This is a genomic window from Bacillus siamensis KCTC 13613, assembly GCF_000262045.1.
Taxonomy (GTDB): domain Bacteria; phylum Bacillota; class Bacilli; order Bacillales; family Bacillaceae; genus Bacillus; species Bacillus siamensis.
Map to the genome: position 1 here is coordinate 359,048 of NZ_AJVF01000013.1, position 17,120 is coordinate 376,167.

Sequence of the window (17,120 nt, forward strand, 5' to 3'; positions counted from 1 at the left end):
TCCCTCCTTGGTCAGTCTTTATCTTCAGGGTATTCAATCGTCTTATAGCTGACGACTTTATGATCGACCATCACTTGATAATACCCTTTTTGTCCCTGATCAATCTTCAGTTCAATCGTTTTTTCAGTCGGCTCTTTAATTTTAAACGAGTCATACGTATCAGAGATGCTGTGGTCTTTATCATCGATGGCGATTTGCACTTCAAGCTCGTCCCCTTCATGTTCGGGTTCGTAGGGAATGCTGATTTTTTCTTTTACCGTTTTCGCCGGTTTTTCTTCAGGTCCGAGCGAAAATGTCACTTCAACATTACTTCCCGGCTTAACCGCTGTGCCGGCTGACGGCTCTTGCTTCATGACTTGTCCTTTTGGCACGTCATCTGAATGCGCTTCTTTTTCAACAAGCTGCAGGCCGTTATCTTCAAGATACCCCGAAGCCGCTTCTTTGCTGTAAGTTTTTAAGTCCCTCAGCGTAACATCCGCCGGCCCGAGGCTGACCGTTAAGCTGACTTCATCATCGCTTGCGACCATGTCGGTGCCGGCTGACGGGCTCTGATCAATTACGGTGCCTGCCGCACTGTCATCATTCTCTTCTTTTACATTGACATGTTTGAAGCCTTTATCCTTCAGCGCTTTTTTCGCGTCGTCGATCTGCCGGCTTTTCACGTCGATCAGCTGGGTTTTCGGTTTCCCGATACTTTTGTACAGTTTTACAGAAGAGCCTTCTTTAACGGCAGATCCCGCTTTCGGATCAGTTTTGACCATTAATCCCTCTTCGATTTTTTCATCTTCAATGTCCGCCATATCAGGGTCGGCTTCGAGACCGTTCTTTTCCAGCAGGGCTTCCGCTTTTTCATACTTCATGCCCCGTACGTCGGGGACGCTTACATCTTTGGGCATAAACAGAGACGGGAACACAGTGACTGCAAGAACAGCCGCCATAATGAAAATGAAGCAGACAGCCATCAGAATCCACGGCCATTTCCGTTTTTTCTTTTTGGCGGGCTGCTGTGCCTTATCGTCCGTCTCCTCCGGCGTTTCCGCATGAGGCGCAGTTTTTGCACCGTCAGTAATAACGGGAATCGCTTTCGTCATTTCCTCATCATCCTGCACGGAAAATTTTTGTTCATTCAGCCTGCCGGCGTCAAAAGCCGTTCTGATGTCCGCTTCCATGTCCTCTGCGCTGTCATAGCGGTGAAACGGATCTTTGGCGGTTGCCTTTAAAATAATGTTTTCAACGCTCTGCGGAATCGAAGGGTTCCACTTTCTGGCGGAAGGCGTTTCTGTCTGCAAGTGCTTTAATGCTATGCTTACGGCTGATTCTCCGTCAAAAGGGATTTTGCCTGTTAAAAGCTCAAACAGCACGATGCCGAGCGCGTAAATATCTGATTTTTTCGTTGCCAGACCGCCTCTCGCCTGCTCCGGAGACAAATAATGAACCGAGCCCAGCACAGAATTCGTATGTGTGATTGTCGTCGAAGTGAGAGCTGTGGCGATGCCGAAATCCGTCACCTTAATATGCCCTGAATGATCTATCAAAATATTGTGCGGTTTAATATCCCGGTGCACGATATGATTTTGATGGGCATGAGCGATGGCTGAGACGATCTGCTCCATAACAGACAGCGCTTCTTTCGGATGAAGCGGTCCGTGTGCGGTTATGTATTCCTTTAATGTCATGCCTTCCACATATTCCATGACAATGTAATAAATATCGCCTTCCTCCCCGATATCGTAAATACTGACGATATTCGGATGGTCAAGGCTTGATGCGGACTGTGCTTCTCTTCTGAAACGCCTGATAAACTCAATGTCATTCACAAAGTCAAACCGCAGAATTTTAATTGCGACTTCACGTTCGAGAATGATGTCCTCAGCTAAAAAAACGTTCGCCATTCCGCCGCCGCCAATGGGCCGGAGAATATGATAACGCCCGCTGATCCGCTTGCCGGTTAGCACTTGTCTTCACCCTCTTTTGCCTCTGCGGAAAACTCAATCAATACAGCCGTGATATTATCTTCGCCGCCGTTTTGATTCGCTTTGCTGATGAGAAGGTCTACTTTTTCCTGAGGAGCAGATTCGGCTTGAAGCATTTGTTTGATCTCGTGATCTTCTATTTTATTTGAAAGTCCGTCAGAGCATAAAAGCAGCTGATCGCCGTCAGACAGCTCAAAAGAACGGGCGTCGGGGCTGATGGATTCATCTGTCCCCAGCGCTCTCGTCAATATATTTTTCCGCGGATGATGCTCGGCGTCCTCTTTCGAAATTTCTCCCGTCTTGACCAGCTCATTCACAAGCGAGTGGTCTTCAGTCAGCTGAACGAATTCACCCTCTTGAAGCAGGTAGCACCGGCTGTCTCCGATATGGGCCACAGTGACAAACTTCTCCGTGAATAAAGCGCAGACAACGGTGGTGCCCATTCCCCGGCATTCTTCATTCGCTTTTGCGTGTTCATACACCCTGACATTCGCCTCATGAATCCGGTCTTTGAGCCAAACCTCACAATCAGACGGCAGAGACGGAACGGATTCGGCCCGGTTCCACTGCTCTTCCATCGCTGCAACCGCCATCCTGCTCGCCACATCTCCGGCAAGATGACCGCCCATGCCGTCGGCGACAACCGCAAGCACCGCTTCTTCTTTTGTGAAAATGCCCGCCGCATCTTCATTATGCTGGCGGACTTTACCTGTATCTGTTTTTAAGGCTGTAATCAACCTCTTCACCTCGTCTCGTCTTGACGCTCCTTCGCGCGAAGCTGACCGCAGGCCGCGTCAATGTCATGGCCTTGCTCTCTTCTGATCGTGACATTTACACCGCGGGATTTTAACGTTTTTTCGAATGCGAAAATCTGATCTCTCGGTGTGCGGACGTAATCCCGTTCAGGCACATAGTTTACCGGAATTAAGTTGACATGGCATTTCACGTCTTTTAACAGTTCTGCAAGCTCTTCCGCGTGTTCGACCTGATCATTTACGCCTCCGAACAGCCCGTATTCAAAGCTGATCCGTCTGCCTGTTTTCTCGATGTAATATTTGACGGCTTCCATAAGGTCAGGAAGCTTATAGGCTTTGTTAATCGGCATCAGACGGCTTCTGATCTCCGTATTCGGGGCATGCAGAGAAATCGCGAAATTGATCTGCATTTTTTGATCGGCGAAATCGTAAATCTTCGGAATGATGCCGCTTGTGGAAACCGTGATATGACGCGCTCCGATGTTCAGTCCTTTATCATGGTTAATGATTTTTAAGAAAGCGAGCATTTCATTGAAATTATCAAACGGCTCTCCGATTCCCATGATGACGACTGAGCTGACGCGTTCATCCGTTTCATCAAGCGCCTTTTGCACTTTCACGACTTGAGCGACGATTTCTCCCGCTTCAAGATTCCGTTTCAGTCCGCCAAGTGTTGACGCGCAAAATGTGCAGCCGATCCGGCAGCCGACCTGTGTCGTTACACATACAGAATTGCCATACTCGTGTCTCATTAAAACCGTTTCAATTGTATAACCGTCGTGAAGCTCGAATAAAAATTTCATCGTGCCGTCTTGTGACGTCTGCTTTACAGCCGTTTTCAGCGTTGTCAGCACAAAATTGCTCTCGAGTTTTTCACGCAGGCTTTTTGAAAGGTTTGTCATTTCCTCAAAAGAAGAAACCCGTTTTTCATAAAGCCATTCAAAAATCTGTGCTGCGCGGAACGGCTTTTCGCCATTCTCGGTCAGCCATTGTTTGATTTCATCTAATTCAAAAGAGTAAATGGACGGCTGTTCAGTCCGCAGCTCTTTCCGTATGCTTGTCTTTTTTAATTGTGTCATTTTTTATCCCTTCTTTCTCATGCTGCTAATAAAGAAACCGTCTGTTCCGAAATAATGCGGAAGAATTTGAAGGCTTCCATCCTGAACAAAGGGTCTCGCCTTTTCAGGCAGCCGCTTTTCAAGAGACAAATCGGGTTCAAACTCAGGGTGTTCTTGTATAAACGCATGCATAACTTCATCATTTTCTGTCCGGTCCATTGTACACGTACTGTATACGAGTGTGCCACCTTTTTTTACTAATGGGGCGATTTCCCTTAAAATACCGAGCTGGATCTCTGACAGCCGTCTGCTGTCATCCGGCGTCTTTGTATATTTCATATCAGGCTTTCTTCTGATGACGCCGAAACCTGAGCACGGGGCATCAACGAGAACCCGGTCAAACCGTTCTGCGCCAAAAGCGTCCCCAGCTTTTCTGGCATCCATCGTTTGCGCGTCGATGATCGTAAGTCCGAGCCGTTCCGCGCCTTCTTTAATCAGCTTCACTTTATGGCGGTGAAGATCAAGCGATGTGAGGCTCCCCTCGTTCTCCATTAATTCCGCGATGTGAGCCGACTTTCCTCCGGGTGCGGCGCATGCGTCTAACACGGTTTCCCCCGGCTTCGGGTCCAGCGCCCGCGCGACGAGCATTGAGCTTTCATCCTGGATGGATACTTGCCCGCTTTGGAAAAATTCCGTGTTTGCGATGCTGCCTTTTAAAAGCTTAATCGCATCAGGAGAAAGGTCTCCGGCTTCCGCTTCCAGACCCGCATTTTCCATCTTATCCAGCATCGTTTCCCTGTCGGCCTTGATGTGATTGACACGGAGCGTCTGTTTCGGCGGAACGAGATGAATCCGGCAGATCTTTTCGGCCGCCTCAAAGCCGTACGCCTCAACCCACTCCTTTACAAGCCATTCGGGATGGCTCGTCTCTGTTGAAAGGCGGAGAATCGGGTCTTCAATTTCAGCGAATGACGGCGCGCCCTCACGCTGCAGGGAGCGCAGGATGCCGTTGACAAAGGACGCGATTCCCTTATGCCCGCGTTTTTTGGCGATTTCCACTGCTTCATGGATGGCGGCGCGATCCGGAATTTTTTCTAAATATTCCATTTGATAAGCGGACAGACGCAGCAGCTGAATCACCCATGGCTTCACCTTATTCGGCTTGCGGATAAAAGGCTTCAGTATATAGTCTAGAGCGATTTTATTTTGCAGCGTTCCGTAGACAAGCTCTGTCAGCAGTCCCCTGTCCTGATCGCTGAGCGTGTTCGTTTTGATAACCGATGTAAGAAGCAGGTTGCTGTATGCCTGATTTTGCTCAAGCTTCTCAAGCGCTTCAAGGGCAAGCTCACGGACATTAATTTTTTTCATCTGCTGCTCCTAACACGTCACCTGACTGAACATTTTTTCCTCTTACAAAATCCTCGCCCTTCATCCGTTTTTTACCTGACGGCTGCAGCTCTGTGATCAAAAGAGCGGTGCCGTTTCCCGATGCGACGACAATGCCGTTTTGCTCCGTGCGGATGACTGTTCCGGGCGCTGCCTCAGTTTTTGCCGCAACTTTTTCAGAGGCCCATACTTTGATATTTTGTCCGTTCAATGTTGTATAGGCGACAGGCCAAGGGTTTAAGCCTCTGATCTGGTTGTAAATGTCTTCCCCGGGCTTTGTCCAGTCGATCCGCTCCTGCTCACGCTTAATGTTAGGCGCGTAAGTCGCTTTTGATTCGTCCTGCCTGATCGGTTTAATATTTCCGGAAATGACATTCGGAACGGTCTCTGACAAAAGCTTCGCCCCCGCTATGCTTAATTTGTCGTGAAGCGTGCCGACATTATCCGTTTCATCAATTTCCACTTCGATTTTAGAAATCATATCACCCGCATCAAGCTTTTCTACCATATACATGATCGTCACGCCTGTTTTCTTCTTGCCTTGGAGAATCGAATAATGTATCGGCGCTCCGCCTCTTAATTCAGGCAATAGTGACGCGTGCACGTTAATGCAGCCGTATTTCGGGCCGTCAAGCAGCTGCTTGGGCAGGATCTGTCCGAATGCCGCGGTAACAATCAGGTCCGGCTTCAGGCTGAGCACTTTTTCTATTTCTTCTTCAAGCCTTACTTTTTCGGGCTGAAGCACGGGGATGCCGTGACGTTCAGCTTCAGCCTTTACGGGAGGCGGCGTCATGATTTTTTTTCTGCCTTTGGGGCGGTCAGGCTGCGTAACGACCCCAACCACTTCATATCCGTCTTCAATAAGCGTGCGCAGCACGGGAACTGAAAAGTCGGGCGTTCCCATAAAAACGATCCTTGTCATCCAATCATCCTTCCATTTCTGCCAGTTCTTCTTCAGTGTAGTAAGCCGTAATTTTTGATGTGAATAAAATGCCGTCTAAATGATCCATTTCATGCTGGACGGCTCTGGCCAAAAAGCCTTCCGCTTCTAAAACAAACGGTTTTCCTTTACGGTCGTAAGCTTTTACCTTTACGTAATCCGGGCGGGTGACGTCGCCGTAAACCCCGGGAAAGCTTAAGCAGCCTTCAACTCCGGTCTGCTCACCGCTCTTTTCAAGAATAACCGGATTTACAAGGTCGATCCGGCCGCTTTCTTCACCGATATCAACGACGGCCGCTCTTTTTAAAATGCCGATTTGCGGGGCGGCGAGGCCGACGCCATCCATTTCAAGCATCGTATCGTACATATCATCAAGCAGTTTTTTTAATTTTTTATCAAACACTGTCACTTCCTCAGCGGGTGTTTCCAAAACTTCCGCGGGGTGTGTGACGATTTTTTTCACAGCCAAAATTTTGCCCTCCAAAACTAATGTTACATCAGCATGTACGGATTCATATCGATTGAAATCATCACATGCTTTTGCGCAATGTCGCGTTTATAGTGCTCCAGTATTTTTTTCAACTGAATCTGCAACTCGTTTTCCTGTCTGTATTTTATCACGCATTGATAGCGATATCTATCTTTGATCCTGGCAATCGGGGAAGCCGCCGGCCCAAGAATTTTCGTGTCGGGCCCGCACCCCGCTCTTAAATAGTTTGTAATCTTTTCTGCGGTGACCGCGGCTTTTGCCGCTTCTTCATGAGAAACGGTCACCAGCGCCACGTAATAATAAGGCGGATATGACTGAGCCCGCCTGTGCGCCATCTCCTGCTGAAAGAAAGTTTCATAGTCATGCGTTTTCGTCAGCTGAATGCTGTAATGAGACGGTGTATACGTTTGAATGACCACCGTTCCCGGCTTTTCATGCCGCCCGGCCCGTCCGCTTACTTGCGTCAACAGCTGAAATGTCTTCTCAGCCGCCCTGAAATCAGGGATGTGAAGCGTCGTATCTGCGCTTAATACTCCGACGAGTGTCACGTTCGGAAAATCAAGCCCTTTTGCGATCATTTGCGTGCCGAGCAGGATATCCGCTTTTCCTTCACCGAACGCGGACAATAGCTTTTCGTGGGCGCCTTTTCTTGAAGTCGTGTCCACATCCATCCTGATGACGCGCGCCTGTGGCAGCACTTTGGTAAGCTCTTCCTCCACACGCTGCGTTCCCGTGCCGAAAAAGCGGATATGTTCACTGCCGCATTCCGGACATGTTCCCGGAACAGACTCCTCATGACCGCAGTAGTGGCATTTCAGCCTTTGCCCGTAGCGGTGATACGTCATTGAAATGTCGCAATGCGGACATTGCGGTACATAGCCGCAGTCCCGGCACATGACAAACGAAGAATACCCCCGTTTATTCAGAAAGAGAACGGCCTGCTCTTTTTTCGCAAGCTTCTCTTCCAGCTGTTCCATCAGCTCTATTGAAAACATCGACCTGTTGCCGTTTCTCAGCTCTTCTCTCATATCAACGAGAGAAACATCCGGCATGAGCTGGCGATTTACGCGGTGTTTTAACGGAAGCAGCTCATAAACGCCTTTTTTCGCCCGCGCAAATGACTCCAATGTCGGCGTGGCGCTCCCGAGGACGACCGGACAGCTATGATGCTCGGCTCGGCGGATGGCTACGTCCTTTGCATGATACCGCGGCATTTCCTCCTGCTTATAGGAAGATTCGTGTTCTTCATCAATAATGATCATGCCGAGATTTTCAAACGGAGCAAAGATGGCCGACCTGGCTCCGACGACAAGCCGGACTTCCTTGCGCTGAATCTTCCGCCATTCATCGTATTTTTCACCTGTGGATAAACCGCTGTGCATGACCGCAACCTGAGAGCCGAAACGGCCTTTAAAACGGTTCACCATTTGCGGCGTCAATGAGATTTCCGGAACGAGCACGATGGCTTCTTGTCCTTTTGCCAGCACCTTTTCAATGGACTGCAGGTAAATTTCTGTTTTGCCGCTTCCTGTTACGCCGTGAAGCAGAAAGACGTGATGAACATGATCGGCTACGGCTTGTTTAATCGGCTCAAAAGCGGCCTGCTGCTCTTCAGTAAGGGCAAGCGGCTCTGTTTTTTTGAACATTCTGTCCTGATAAGGATCGCGGTAAACCTCCTCAAAGCTTTCCGTAAGAAGGCCCTTTTTAAGAAGCGTTTTCAGCGTCGCGGAACTGGAATCGGTCTTTTTGCAAAGCTCAGCCGCGGAAATCTTTTCTCCCCCGCCGATAAAATAAGTAAGCACGGCGAGCTGTTTAGCAGCCTGCTTTGTCAATGAATCTGCGTGCCGGGCGAGTTCTTCTTTGTCTGCCCCCGCTTCGATCATGCGGATCATTTTTTTATTCGTTTTTTGGGCGACTTTATATGTGACATCAATGCTTCCTTTGCGCACGAATTTTTGAAGCGACGAAAGAAGGTGTTCATCGGTAATATCCGAGTACAGAAGACTTTTTTGATTTCTGAAAAGCTGTCTGATGTCCGGTGTCAGCGCTTCTTCATCAACGACTTTCAGCTCTTTTTCGTACTTCGCCTTCAGCGCTGCCGGCAGCATGGCCTGAAGCGCCGTGATTTTAAACGACAGCGTTTTGTCAGAAAGCCATGAAGACAGCTGCATCAGTTCTTCAGTCAGAACGGGCGTCAAATCAAGAAGCTTCTCCACTTCCTTCATTGACCCGCCGTTTAATTCAGACGAATCTTTCAAACCAGTCACAAACCCTTGAAGCTTGCGCGGGCCGAACGGGACAATCACCCGCATGCCGACTTCGATCATTCCCTTTAAATGATCGGGGATTTTGTAATCAAAGGGTCTGTCAATGTTTTTGGAGCTTACATCAACAATGACTTCAGCTACATTCATACGGGTTTTCGGTCCTCGTCTTTCAAAGCTGTTATTTCCTTCAGCATTTCAAAGGAAACATCAAGTTTAGACATAAGCGCAAGCTCCCGCTTTCTTCCGTCCCGGAAATAGAAGGTGACGAGATTCGTATCTGTGCCAAACCCGGCTCCTTCGGCTTTCACGTCATTCGCCACGATCATATCAAGGTTTTTCTGTTCAAGTTTTCTGCGCGCATAGCGTTCGATGTCTTGCGTTTCAGCCGCGAAGCCGATCAGAAGCTGGTGTGTTTTCCGTTCGCCGAGTTCTTTCAGGATGTCTGCCGTACGGTTGAATTCGATCACGAGTGAACCGTCTTTCTTCTTCATTTTATGTTCAGAAACAGCCGCCGGCGTAAAATCGGCCACGGCCGCCGTCTTAATGACGATGTCACATGAATCAAACACAGATAGCACGGCGTCTCTCATATCTGCTGCTGATTGCACGGGAAGGAACTGATACAGCCCCTCAGGAGGTTCTATTGACACCGGGCCTGAAATCAGCGTCACCCGCGCCCCCAGCCGGACGGCAGCTTCGGCAGCGGCATAGCCCATTTTGCCGGTGGATTTATTTGTGAAAAAGCGGACGGGGTCCACGGCTTCGCGCGTCGGACCCGCCGTAATGACAATATGTTTTCCTTTCAGCGGCGCATCGTCTTCAGGCTCCTTAAAATGCTCTCTGACACGCTCAACAATAAGCTCCGGCTCTTCTAACCTTCCTTTGCCTACATATCCGCATGCCAAATAGCCTTCACTCGGCTCAATAAAACGGACGCCGTCCTGATAAAGCACGGAAATGTTCCGTTTCACCGCCGGATGATCATACATATGGACATTCATCGCAGGCGCCACCCACACCGGAGCCTCCGCCGCCAGCACCGTCGTTGTGAGCATATCGTCAGCAATTCCGTTGGCAAGCTTGCCGATGACATTTGCCGTAGCGGGTGCGACGATAATTAAATCCGCCCAGTCAGCGGCGTCAATATGAGAAATCACCTTCGGATTTTGTTCTTTAAAAGTATTTGTATACACTTCATTCCGGCTCAGCGCCTGAAATGTCAGCGGAGAAACAAACTCACGCGCGGACTCAGTCATAATCACTTTTACGTTCGCACCGGCCTGGACCAGCTTGCTCGTGAGCGCGGAAGCTTTATAAACGGCAATCCCTCCGCTTACGCATAGCAGAATGTTTCGGTTTTTCATGAAGTCTCTCTCCTTTATGAAAGCATTGGACAAATCCCAAACGGAAAAAAATAACAACCTATGTAGAGATAGGTTGCTACGTGTGCTTGTTATTCGCTGTCTTCTCTTTCAAACGAAAGCAGGCCCGCGTCAATTTCTTCTAAAGCTTTGCCTACATATTTGTGAGAAATGGTATGTTCAATCTGCTGGTCTTTTTTGATCTGCATTTCACGCGCGCGTCTTGCAGACACAGTCACCAAAGTGTATTTAGAATCTAATTTATTCATTAAAGAGTCAATTGACGGATCTAACATAAGTTATTCTACCTCCAGCATTTTCTTATATCTCGGAGCAACGCGTTCACGCTTTAAGTGCTCGGCGAGAACAATTGCGTTAATTTTATCACAAGCCGTTTGGATATTGTCGTTTTCCACGACATAATCATACGCGTCCATCATTTCGATTTCAGCTTTGGCGGCCTTCATTCTGTTTTCAATTAAATCGTCTGTTTCTGTCCCTCTTGTCACGATTCTGTTTTTCAGCTCAGAAAGACTCGGCGGCGCTAAGAAGATAAACAGGCCTTCCGGAAATGCATTCCGCACTTGGAGCGCGCCCTGCACTTCAATCTCTAAGAAGACGTCTTTTCCTTCTTGAAGCGTCTGTTCGACATAATCAACGGGCGTTCCGTAATAGTTGCCGACATATTCTGCCCATTCAAGCAGTTTGTTGTTTTCAATCATGCGTTCGAATTCATCTCTTGATTTAAAGAAATAATCGACGCCGTCGACTTCGCCCTCTCTCGGGTTTCTCGTCGTGACTGAAATTGAGTATTCAAATTTTGTGTCTTCTTGTGAAAATATTGCTTGCCGAACCGTTCCTTTTCCAACTCCGGAGGGACCTGAGAGAACGATTAATAACCCTCTTTCTTTCATGCGGCAATTACCCCTGCCCTTCATCCATAATTTCTTCTTTCACAGAAAGTCTGTGTGCAACTGTCTCAGGCTGGACGGCAGATAGGATAATGTGATCACTATCCATGACGACAACTGCACGGGTTCTTCGTCCGTATGTAGCGTCTATTAGCATTCCGCGGTCTCTTGCATCCTGGATCATTCGCTTTATTGGCGCAGACTCCGGGCTGACAATCGAAATCATCCGATTGGCGGAGATGATATTGCCAAATCCGATATTAATCAGTTTAATCGTCATCTTCTACGTTCCCCCTGTAAAATAGACGTCTCTAGTGTAACCTGAAGAGACCGTCTGTAAACAATACGCACAGTCGCTATTCTATATTTTGCACTTGTTCCTTCAATTTTTCAATAGAACTTTTCATTTCCACGACAAGCTTTGTGATTTGATGATCATTGGCTTTTGAGCCGATCGTGTTCGCTTCGCGGTTAAGTTCCTGAACGAGGAAATCAAGTTTGCGGCCGACTGCACCGCCTTCTTTTAATATATCACGGAATTGAACAAAATGGCTCTTTAATCTGGTAATTTCTTCCGTTATATCAGAACGGTCGGCGAAAATGGCGCATTCCGTGATCAGCCTGCTTTCGTCAATCGCGTCCTCCGTCCATTCCTTCATTCGGGCGTAAAGACGCTCGCGGTAATGGGTAACAACGGCCGAAGCGCGGTCTTTCACCCGTTCGGACAGCGTCTCAAGCCGCTCAATGTGCAGAAAGCAGTCTTCCGCCAAAAGCCGGCCTTCTTTTTCCCTCATGTCACAAAGTTCCTTTACCGCCAGCTCAGCAGCCTCCCTGATGACTTCTTCAAGCTTGTCATCACGCATCTGCTCTTCATGAATCTGTGCAATGTGTTCAAAAGCAAAGAAATCCATTGCGTCGGGTTCAGCGGCCAGGCTGTAGCGATCTTTCATGACGCGGGCGGCGCTCACATATTCATCAAGGAGCTCCCAATCGATTTTCAGGCTTCTTTTTATGAGCGCGTCACTGTTTACAGTAAGAAACAGTTCTACTCTTCCGCGCTGTATATGCTGCAATATGATTTGTTTCAGCTTATCCTCTACATATAGCAAAGGCCTTGGCAGACGGGCGGTCACTTCTTTGAACCGGTAATTGACGGATTTCAACTCAACGGTTGCCGAAAGATCGCCTTTTGTGCTGCTTGCGCTGCCGAAGCCTGTCATACTCCGTATCATATGAAACACCCAATTCTTTCCCATTATCAAAATAAAAGGGCAATAGACATGCTATTACCCCTAAGATTATATCATATGGAATTATTTTTTTCTTGTCAAAAGTGAACCCGCCAGCAAAAAAGTAGGTATGCCCGACATGCCGAGAATCAGCATCCAATCGCCCGGCGTAATCGGCACAGTTTTGAAAATAGGCTGCAGCGGCGGATAATAGATGACGATGGCCATCAGGAAAACAGAAGAAACGATGGCGCCGAGCAGATAGACATTTTCAAACGGATTACGGGAGAAAACAGACGTTTCGCTCCGGCAGTCAAATACGTGTATAAGCTGAGCCAGAACAAGAGTCGCGAATGCGACGGTCTGTGCATACGGGAGATTTTCAGGATTGCGGTGATACACGACGATAAACGCTAAAATGGTTGCGGCTCCGATTAAAAATCCTCTTGAGACGACTTTCCAGCCCAGTTTTCTAGCAAATACCCCTTCTTTCTGATGCCGCGGCTTCCGCCTCATCAGGTCATCTTCCGGCTGATCCATACCGAGCGCCATAGCCGGCAGCCCGTCAGTGACTAAGTTCACCCACAATATCTGAATCGGAACGAGCGGCAGCGGCAGAGCGAGAAGCATCGCAAACAGCATGACTAAAATCTCACCGACGTTGGAGGCGAGTAAATACCGGACGAATTTTCTTATATTTTCATAGATATTTCTCCCCTCTTTTATGGCTGATTTAATCGTAGCGAAGTTATCATCTACCAGAATGAGAGAGGACGCTTCTTTTGCCACATCCGTTCCCGTCACGCCCATGGCAACGCCGATATCAGCCTGCTTTATGGCCGGGGCGTCATTTACTCCGTCTCCTGTCATGGCGACGACGTGTCCGTTTTCCTGAAACGCTTTGACGATTTTCAATTTATGTTCAGGTGATACGCGTGCGAATACGTAAATATCATCGACCGTCTCCGTAAGCTCTTTTTCAGAAAGCTTATTCAGCGTTTTTCCGTCCATCACACGCCCTTTTTTCGGAAGAAGCCGCAAATCTTTCGCGATCGCCTTTGCCGTTTCGACGTGATCACCGGTAATCATCACCGTTTTAATGCCCGCTTCACGGCATTCTTTAATGGCCTGTCTGACCTCCGGACGAGGCGGATCAATCATGCCGGACAGGCCGAGTATCGTCAGGTTCTTTTCCGCCTGCTCCATTGTCGGCTTTTCACCCGGATTTAACGGTTTATAAGCAATCGCGATCGTCCGGAGGGCTTGCGACGCCAGTTCTTTCAAGACCGCTTCTGCCTCAGCTTTCTTTTCTTCTGAAAACGGCGCACTTCTGCCGCCGTGCATCATATGTGACGAGCGTTCAATCAGCACATCAGGCGCTCCTTTGGTGATGACGAACCGCTTTTTTTCCTTATCTTCGGCGATGACGGTCATCATTTTGCGGACGGAGTCAAACGGAAACTCGGCAACAACCCGGTATTGTTCACTGAGCCAGTCGTTTGAATAGCCGCCTTTTCTCGCGGCCGTCAGCAGCGCTCCTTCTGTCGGATCGCCGTCAAGCACATAATGACCGTCTTTCAGTTCTATTTCGGACGTATTGCATAATGCGCCGAAAACCAGCATCTGTTCAAGCATCTTCTCATCTTTCGGCTTGATTTCCCGCTCATCGCGTGTAAAAACTCCCGCCGGCTCATAGCCGATACCTGACACTTTAAATGTTTTTCCCCCTGACCACATATGGGTGACGGTCATTTTGTTTTGTGTCAGCGTGCCGGTTTTATCAGAACAAATGACAGAGGCGCAGCCCAATGTTTCAACTGCCGGGAGCTTTCTGACAATTGATTTTTGTTTGATCATGCGCTGAACGCCGATTGATAATGCCACCGTAACAATGGCGGGAAGCCCTTCCGGAATCGCGGCGACGGCCAATGACACCCCGGCCAAAAACATGCTGTAAAGCTCATGTCCCTGTAAGACGCCGACTGCAACGACCAATACCGTCAAAAGCAGCGCGACGATAATCAAGATTTTGCCGAGCTCTTCAAGTCTTCGCTGCAGCGGTGTTGAAAGGTTGCCGGCGGATTCCAGCATATCGGCGATTTTCCCCATTGCCGTATTCATTCCTGTACCGACGACGACGCCGACACCGCTGCCGCGCGTTACGATCGTCCCCATAAACGCCATATTGTTGATATCGCCTAAAGAAACATCCGGCTTTCTCAGCTTATCAGCTTGTTTGACAACCGGGATCGATTCCCCGGTCAGCGCCGATTCTTCGATTTCAAGGCTCTTCGCTTCAACGATCCGGACATCAGCGCCGATCCGGTCGCCGCTTGAAAATTTCACGATATCGCCGGGAACGAGCTCCTTGGACTGAATTTTCTTCCAGCTCCCGTCCCGCAATGCTGACACATACGGCGTTGACAGCTCTTTTAATGCATGTAAAGACTTCTCCGCCCGTCTCTCCTGAAAAAAACCGAGCACCCCATTGACAAATACAATCGCCATAATCGCCACGGCATCTACATATTCGCCTAAAAACCCGGAAATTAAGGTTGCCACAAGCAGCACGAGCACCATAAAATCTTTAAATTGGGCGAAAAACACGACGATCGCCGGTGTCCTCTTACCCTCCTGAAGCTCGTTCGGTCCGTGCTTTTCAAGGCGTTTTTTCACCTCTTTTTCGGTCAATCCCTGTTTAATGGACGTATTTGTTGCTTTCAGCAAATCGGTTTGACCCATTTCATGAAACTTCATTCTTCTCGTCCACTCCCCTGCCTCGCTTTAGAGATGTCACTCTGTAAACAAGCTTATTCTGACTCGTCCCTTTTCATGCTATAATTATCGAATGCAGGAAGAAGGAAAGGGTGTTTTATATGTCTTTTGATGGCATGTTTACATACGGAATGACACATGAATTAAACAGCCGGATCGCCGGAGGCCGGATTACGAGAGTCCACCAGCCTTTTAAGCACGATGTGATATTCCATATCCGCGCTAACGGAAAAAACCATAAATTATTATTATCGGCGCATCCGAGCTATTCACGGGTGCACGTGACAAACCAGGCCTATGAAAATCCGAGCGAGCCCCCGATGTTTTGTATGCTGCTCAGAAAGCATATAGAAGGCGGCTTTATTGAGAAAATAGAACAGGCCGGATTAGACCGGATTATGATATTCCGCATAAAAAGCAGAAATGAAATCGGCGACGAAACCGTCAGAACACTGTATGTTGAAATTATGGGGCGCCACAGCAATATTATTCTCACTGACGGAGAAGGTGCCATCATTGACGGACTGAAGCATTTATCTCCGTCGATGAACAGCTACCGGACCGTTCTGCCGGGCTATGATTACAAACTCCCTCCCGCTCAGGAAAAAATTTCGCCGCTTGCTGCGGATGAAGAGGACATTTTGCGTCATCTCAGTTTTCAGGAAGGGCGGCTTGACCAGCAGATCGTCAGACATTTCTCCGGGGTTTCTCCGCTGTTTGCAAAAGAGGCCGTTCACAGAGCGGGCCTCGCTAACAAAATAACGCTGCCGAAGACGCTGACAGAGATGTTCCGCAGCGTGAAGGACTGCAGGTTTACACCGAATATCACGACAGCAGGCGGAAAGGAATACTTTTATCTCCTGTCTCTCACGCATGTAAACGGAGAAGAGCGAACCTTTCAATCACTGAGTGAACTGTTAGACCGGTTTTATTTCGGAAAAGCAGAGCGCGACCGCGTTAAACAGCAGGCCCAGGATCTTGAGCGGTTTGTCGCAAATGAACGGAAAAAGAACGCCAACAAGATTAAAAAACTGGAAAAGACGCTGGACTACTCAGAGAACGCGAAAGAATTCCAGCTATATGGCGAGCTGCTGACGGCGAATTTGTATATGCTGAAAAAAGGCGACAAAGAAGCGAACGTCATCAATTACTATGATGAAGAGAGTCCGACGGTGACCATCCCTTTAAATCCGAACAAAACACCGTCCGAAAACGCGCAGATGTATTTTACAAAATATCAAAAAGCGAAGAATTCCGTTGAGGTTGTAAAAGAACAGATCCGCCTGGCCGAGGAGGAAATCGCTTATTTCGATCAGCTGATCCAGCAGCTTTCCTCCGCTTCCACAAAGGATATTCACGAAATAAGGGAGGAGCTTGTCGAAGGCAAATATCTGCGTCCGAAACAGCAAAGAGGACAGAAAAAACAGAAACAGCACGTTCCTGTTTTAGAGCAATATGAATCTTCGCAGGGATTGACGATCCTTGTCGGCAAAAATAATAAACAAAATGAGTACTTAACGACAAAAGCCGCCGCAAGGGATGATGTATGGTTCCACACGAAAGACATTCCGGGTTCCCACGTTGTGATTAAAAGCAGCGATCCGGATGAACAATCCATATTGGAAGCAGCTGCGATCGCCGCTTATTTTTCCAAGGCGAAAGATTCCGGCTCCGTACCGGTTGATTATACAAAAATCAGACATGTGAAAAAGCCAAACGGCGCAAAGCCCGGCTTCGTCACCTATGACAGCCAGCATACCGTATTTGTCACACCTGATGCCGATCTTGTCATACGGCTGAAAAAATAAACGCACCATCAAGCTGATACCGCACTCAGCTTGGTGGTGTTTTTTTATTACCTCATTTCTGAACATAAATGGAGACACTCTCTGGAACCGATCTTTAAAGGATGTGAACGGTTTCCCGTCAAGTAAAGATCGGCTTGGTCCTTTGTATCCGGACGGCGGTGACCCCC

Annotated in this window: 14 protein-coding genes; 1 reads left to right on the plus strand and 13 read right to left on the minus strand. The window is 48.3% G+C overall.

Translation table 11 applies throughout. The features are described from left to right. Positions 1–11 precede the first annotated feature (11 nt). The 13 genes from pknB to Y79_RS0101880 all read right to left on the minus strand — a co-directional run bounded on the left by pknB (position 12) and on the right by Y79_RS0101880 (position 15,127). Entirely contained in the window at positions 12–1,955 is a 1,944-nt protein-coding gene (gene pknB, locus Y79_RS0101820; protein ID WP_016936158.1) for a Stk1 family PASTA domain-containing Ser/Thr kinase, read from the minus strand. After that, complete coding sequence (locus Y79_RS0101825) at positions 1,949–2,710, minus strand: Stp1/IreP family PP2C-type Ser/Thr phosphatase (RefSeq protein WP_016936159.1); 762 nt, start codon at positions 2,708–2,710, stop codon at positions 1,949–1,951. Before Y79_RS0101825 ends, pknB begins: the two co-directional genes overlap by 7 nt. A 5-nt stretch (positions 2,711–2,715) precedes the next feature. Next, entirely contained in the window at positions 2,716–3,807 is a 1,092-nt protein-coding gene (gene rlmN, locus Y79_RS0101830) for a dual-specificity RNA methyltransferase RlmN (protein WP_016936160.1), read from the minus strand. Between the two features lie 3 nt (positions 3,808–3,810). After that, complete coding sequence (gene rsmB, locus Y79_RS0101835) at positions 3,811–5,154, minus strand: 16S rRNA (cytosine(967)-C(5))-methyltransferase RsmB (RefSeq protein ID WP_016936161.1); 1,344 nt, start codon at positions 5,152–5,154, stop codon at positions 3,811–3,813. Next, a complete protein-coding gene (gene fmt / locus Y79_RS0101840) occupies positions 5,141–6,094 on the minus strand; it encodes a methionyl-tRNA formyltransferase (protein ID WP_016936162.1) in 954 nt (317 codons plus the stop codon). The genes rsmB and fmt overlap by 14 nt, the downstream gene beginning before the upstream one ends. A 4-nt stretch (positions 6,095–6,098) precedes the next feature. Next, on the minus strand, positions 6,099–6,581 hold the full coding sequence (def, locus tag Y79_RS0101845; RefSeq protein WP_016936163.1) for a peptide deformylase: 483 nt from the start codon (positions 6,579–6,581) through the stop codon (positions 6,099–6,101). Between the two features lie 23 nt (positions 6,582–6,604). After that, positions 6,605–9,016 (minus strand): primosomal protein N', encoded by a 2,412-nt coding sequence (gene priA / locus Y79_RS0101850; RefSeq protein ID WP_016936164.1) that lies wholly within the window; start codon positions 9,014–9,016, stop codon positions 6,605–6,607. Continuing rightward, the gene (gene coaBC / locus Y79_RS0101855; protein WP_016936165.1) at positions 9,013–10,233 is read right to left on the minus strand and encodes a bifunctional phosphopantothenoylcysteine decarboxylase/phosphopantothenate--cysteine ligase CoaBC; all 1,221 of its coding nucleotides are present in this window, start codon (positions 10,231–10,233) and stop codon (positions 9,013–9,015) included. Before coaBC ends, priA begins: the two co-directional genes overlap by 4 nt. 89 nt (positions 10,234–10,322) lie before the next feature. Further along, a complete protein-coding gene (gene rpoZ, locus Y79_RS0101860; RefSeq protein ID WP_003154346.1) occupies positions 10,323–10,526 on the minus strand; it encodes a DNA-directed RNA polymerase subunit omega in 204 nt (67 codons plus the stop codon). 3 nt (positions 10,527–10,529) lie between these two features. Then, positions 10,530–11,144 (minus strand): guanylate kinase, encoded by a 615-nt coding sequence (gmk, locus tag Y79_RS0101865; RefSeq protein WP_016936166.1) that lies wholly within the window; start codon positions 11,142–11,144, stop codon positions 10,530–10,532. Positions 11,145–11,151: 7 nt separating this feature from the next. Beyond that, positions 11,152–11,421: an extracellular matrix/biofilm regulator RemA gene (gene remA / locus Y79_RS0101870; RefSeq protein ID WP_003154355.1), complete on the minus strand. Its 270-nt coding sequence runs from the start codon at positions 11,419–11,421 to the stop codon at positions 11,152–11,154. A 76-nt stretch (positions 11,422–11,497) separates the two neighbouring features. Then, positions 11,498–12,373 (minus strand): YicC/YloC family endoribonuclease, encoded by an 876-nt coding sequence (locus Y79_RS0101875; RefSeq protein ID WP_029575206.1) that lies wholly within the window; start codon positions 12,371–12,373, stop codon positions 11,498–11,500. Positions 12,374–12,454: 81 nt separating this feature from the next. Beyond that, on the minus strand, positions 12,455–15,127 hold the full coding sequence (locus Y79_RS0101880; protein WP_016936168.1) for a calcium-translocating P-type ATPase, SERCA-type: 2,673 nt from the start codon (positions 15,125–15,127) through the stop codon (positions 12,455–12,457). 119 nt (positions 15,128–15,246) lie between these two features. Between Y79_RS0101880 and Y79_RS0101885 the strand changes: the two genes are divergently transcribed. Continuing rightward, a complete protein-coding gene (locus Y79_RS0101885; RefSeq protein ID WP_029575207.1) occupies positions 15,247–16,953 on the plus strand; it encodes an Rqc2 family fibronectin-binding protein in 1,707 nt (568 codons plus the stop codon). Positions 16,954–17,120 lie beyond the last annotated feature (167 nt).

Coding starts and splice junctions, on each gene's coding strand:
- rpoZ (WP_003154346.1), bottom strand. CDS start 10,526: ATGTTAGATCCGTCAATTGACTCTTTAATGAATAAATTAGATTCTAAA.
- rsmB (WP_016936161.1), bottom strand. CDS start 5,154: ATGAAAAAAATTAATGTCCGTGAGCTTGCCCTTGAAGCGCTTGAGAAG.
- fmt (WP_016936162.1), bottom strand. CDS start 6,094: ATGACAAGGATCGTTTTTATGGGAACGCCCGACTTTTCAGTTCCCGTG.
- remA (WP_003154355.1), bottom strand. CDS start 11,421: ATGACGATTAAACTGATTAATATCGGATTTGGCAATATCATCTCCGCC.
- Y79_RS0101880 (WP_016936168.1), bottom strand. CDS start 15,127: ATGAAGTTTCATGAAATGGGTCAAACCGATTTGCTGAAAGCAACAAAT.
- priA (WP_016936164.1), bottom strand. CDS start 9,016: ATGAATGTAGCTGAAGTCATTGTTGATGTAAGCTCCAAAAACATTGAC.
- Y79_RS0101885 (WP_029575207.1), top strand. CDS start 15,247: ATGTCTTTTGATGGCATGTTTACATACGGAATGACACATGAATTAAAC.
- Y79_RS0101875 (WP_029575206.1), bottom strand. CDS start 12,373: ATGATACGGAGTATGACAGGCTTCGGCAGCGCAAGCAGCACAAAAGGC.
- gmk (WP_016936166.1), bottom strand. CDS start 11,144: ATGAAAGAAAGAGGGTTATTAATCGTTCTCTCAGGTCCCTCCGGAGTT.
- coaBC (WP_016936165.1), bottom strand. CDS start 10,233: ATGAAAAACCGAAACATTCTGCTATGCGTAAGCGGAGGGATTGCCGTT.
- rlmN (WP_016936160.1), bottom strand. CDS start 3,807: ATGACACAATTAAAAAAGACAAGCATACGGAAAGAGCTGCGGACTGAA.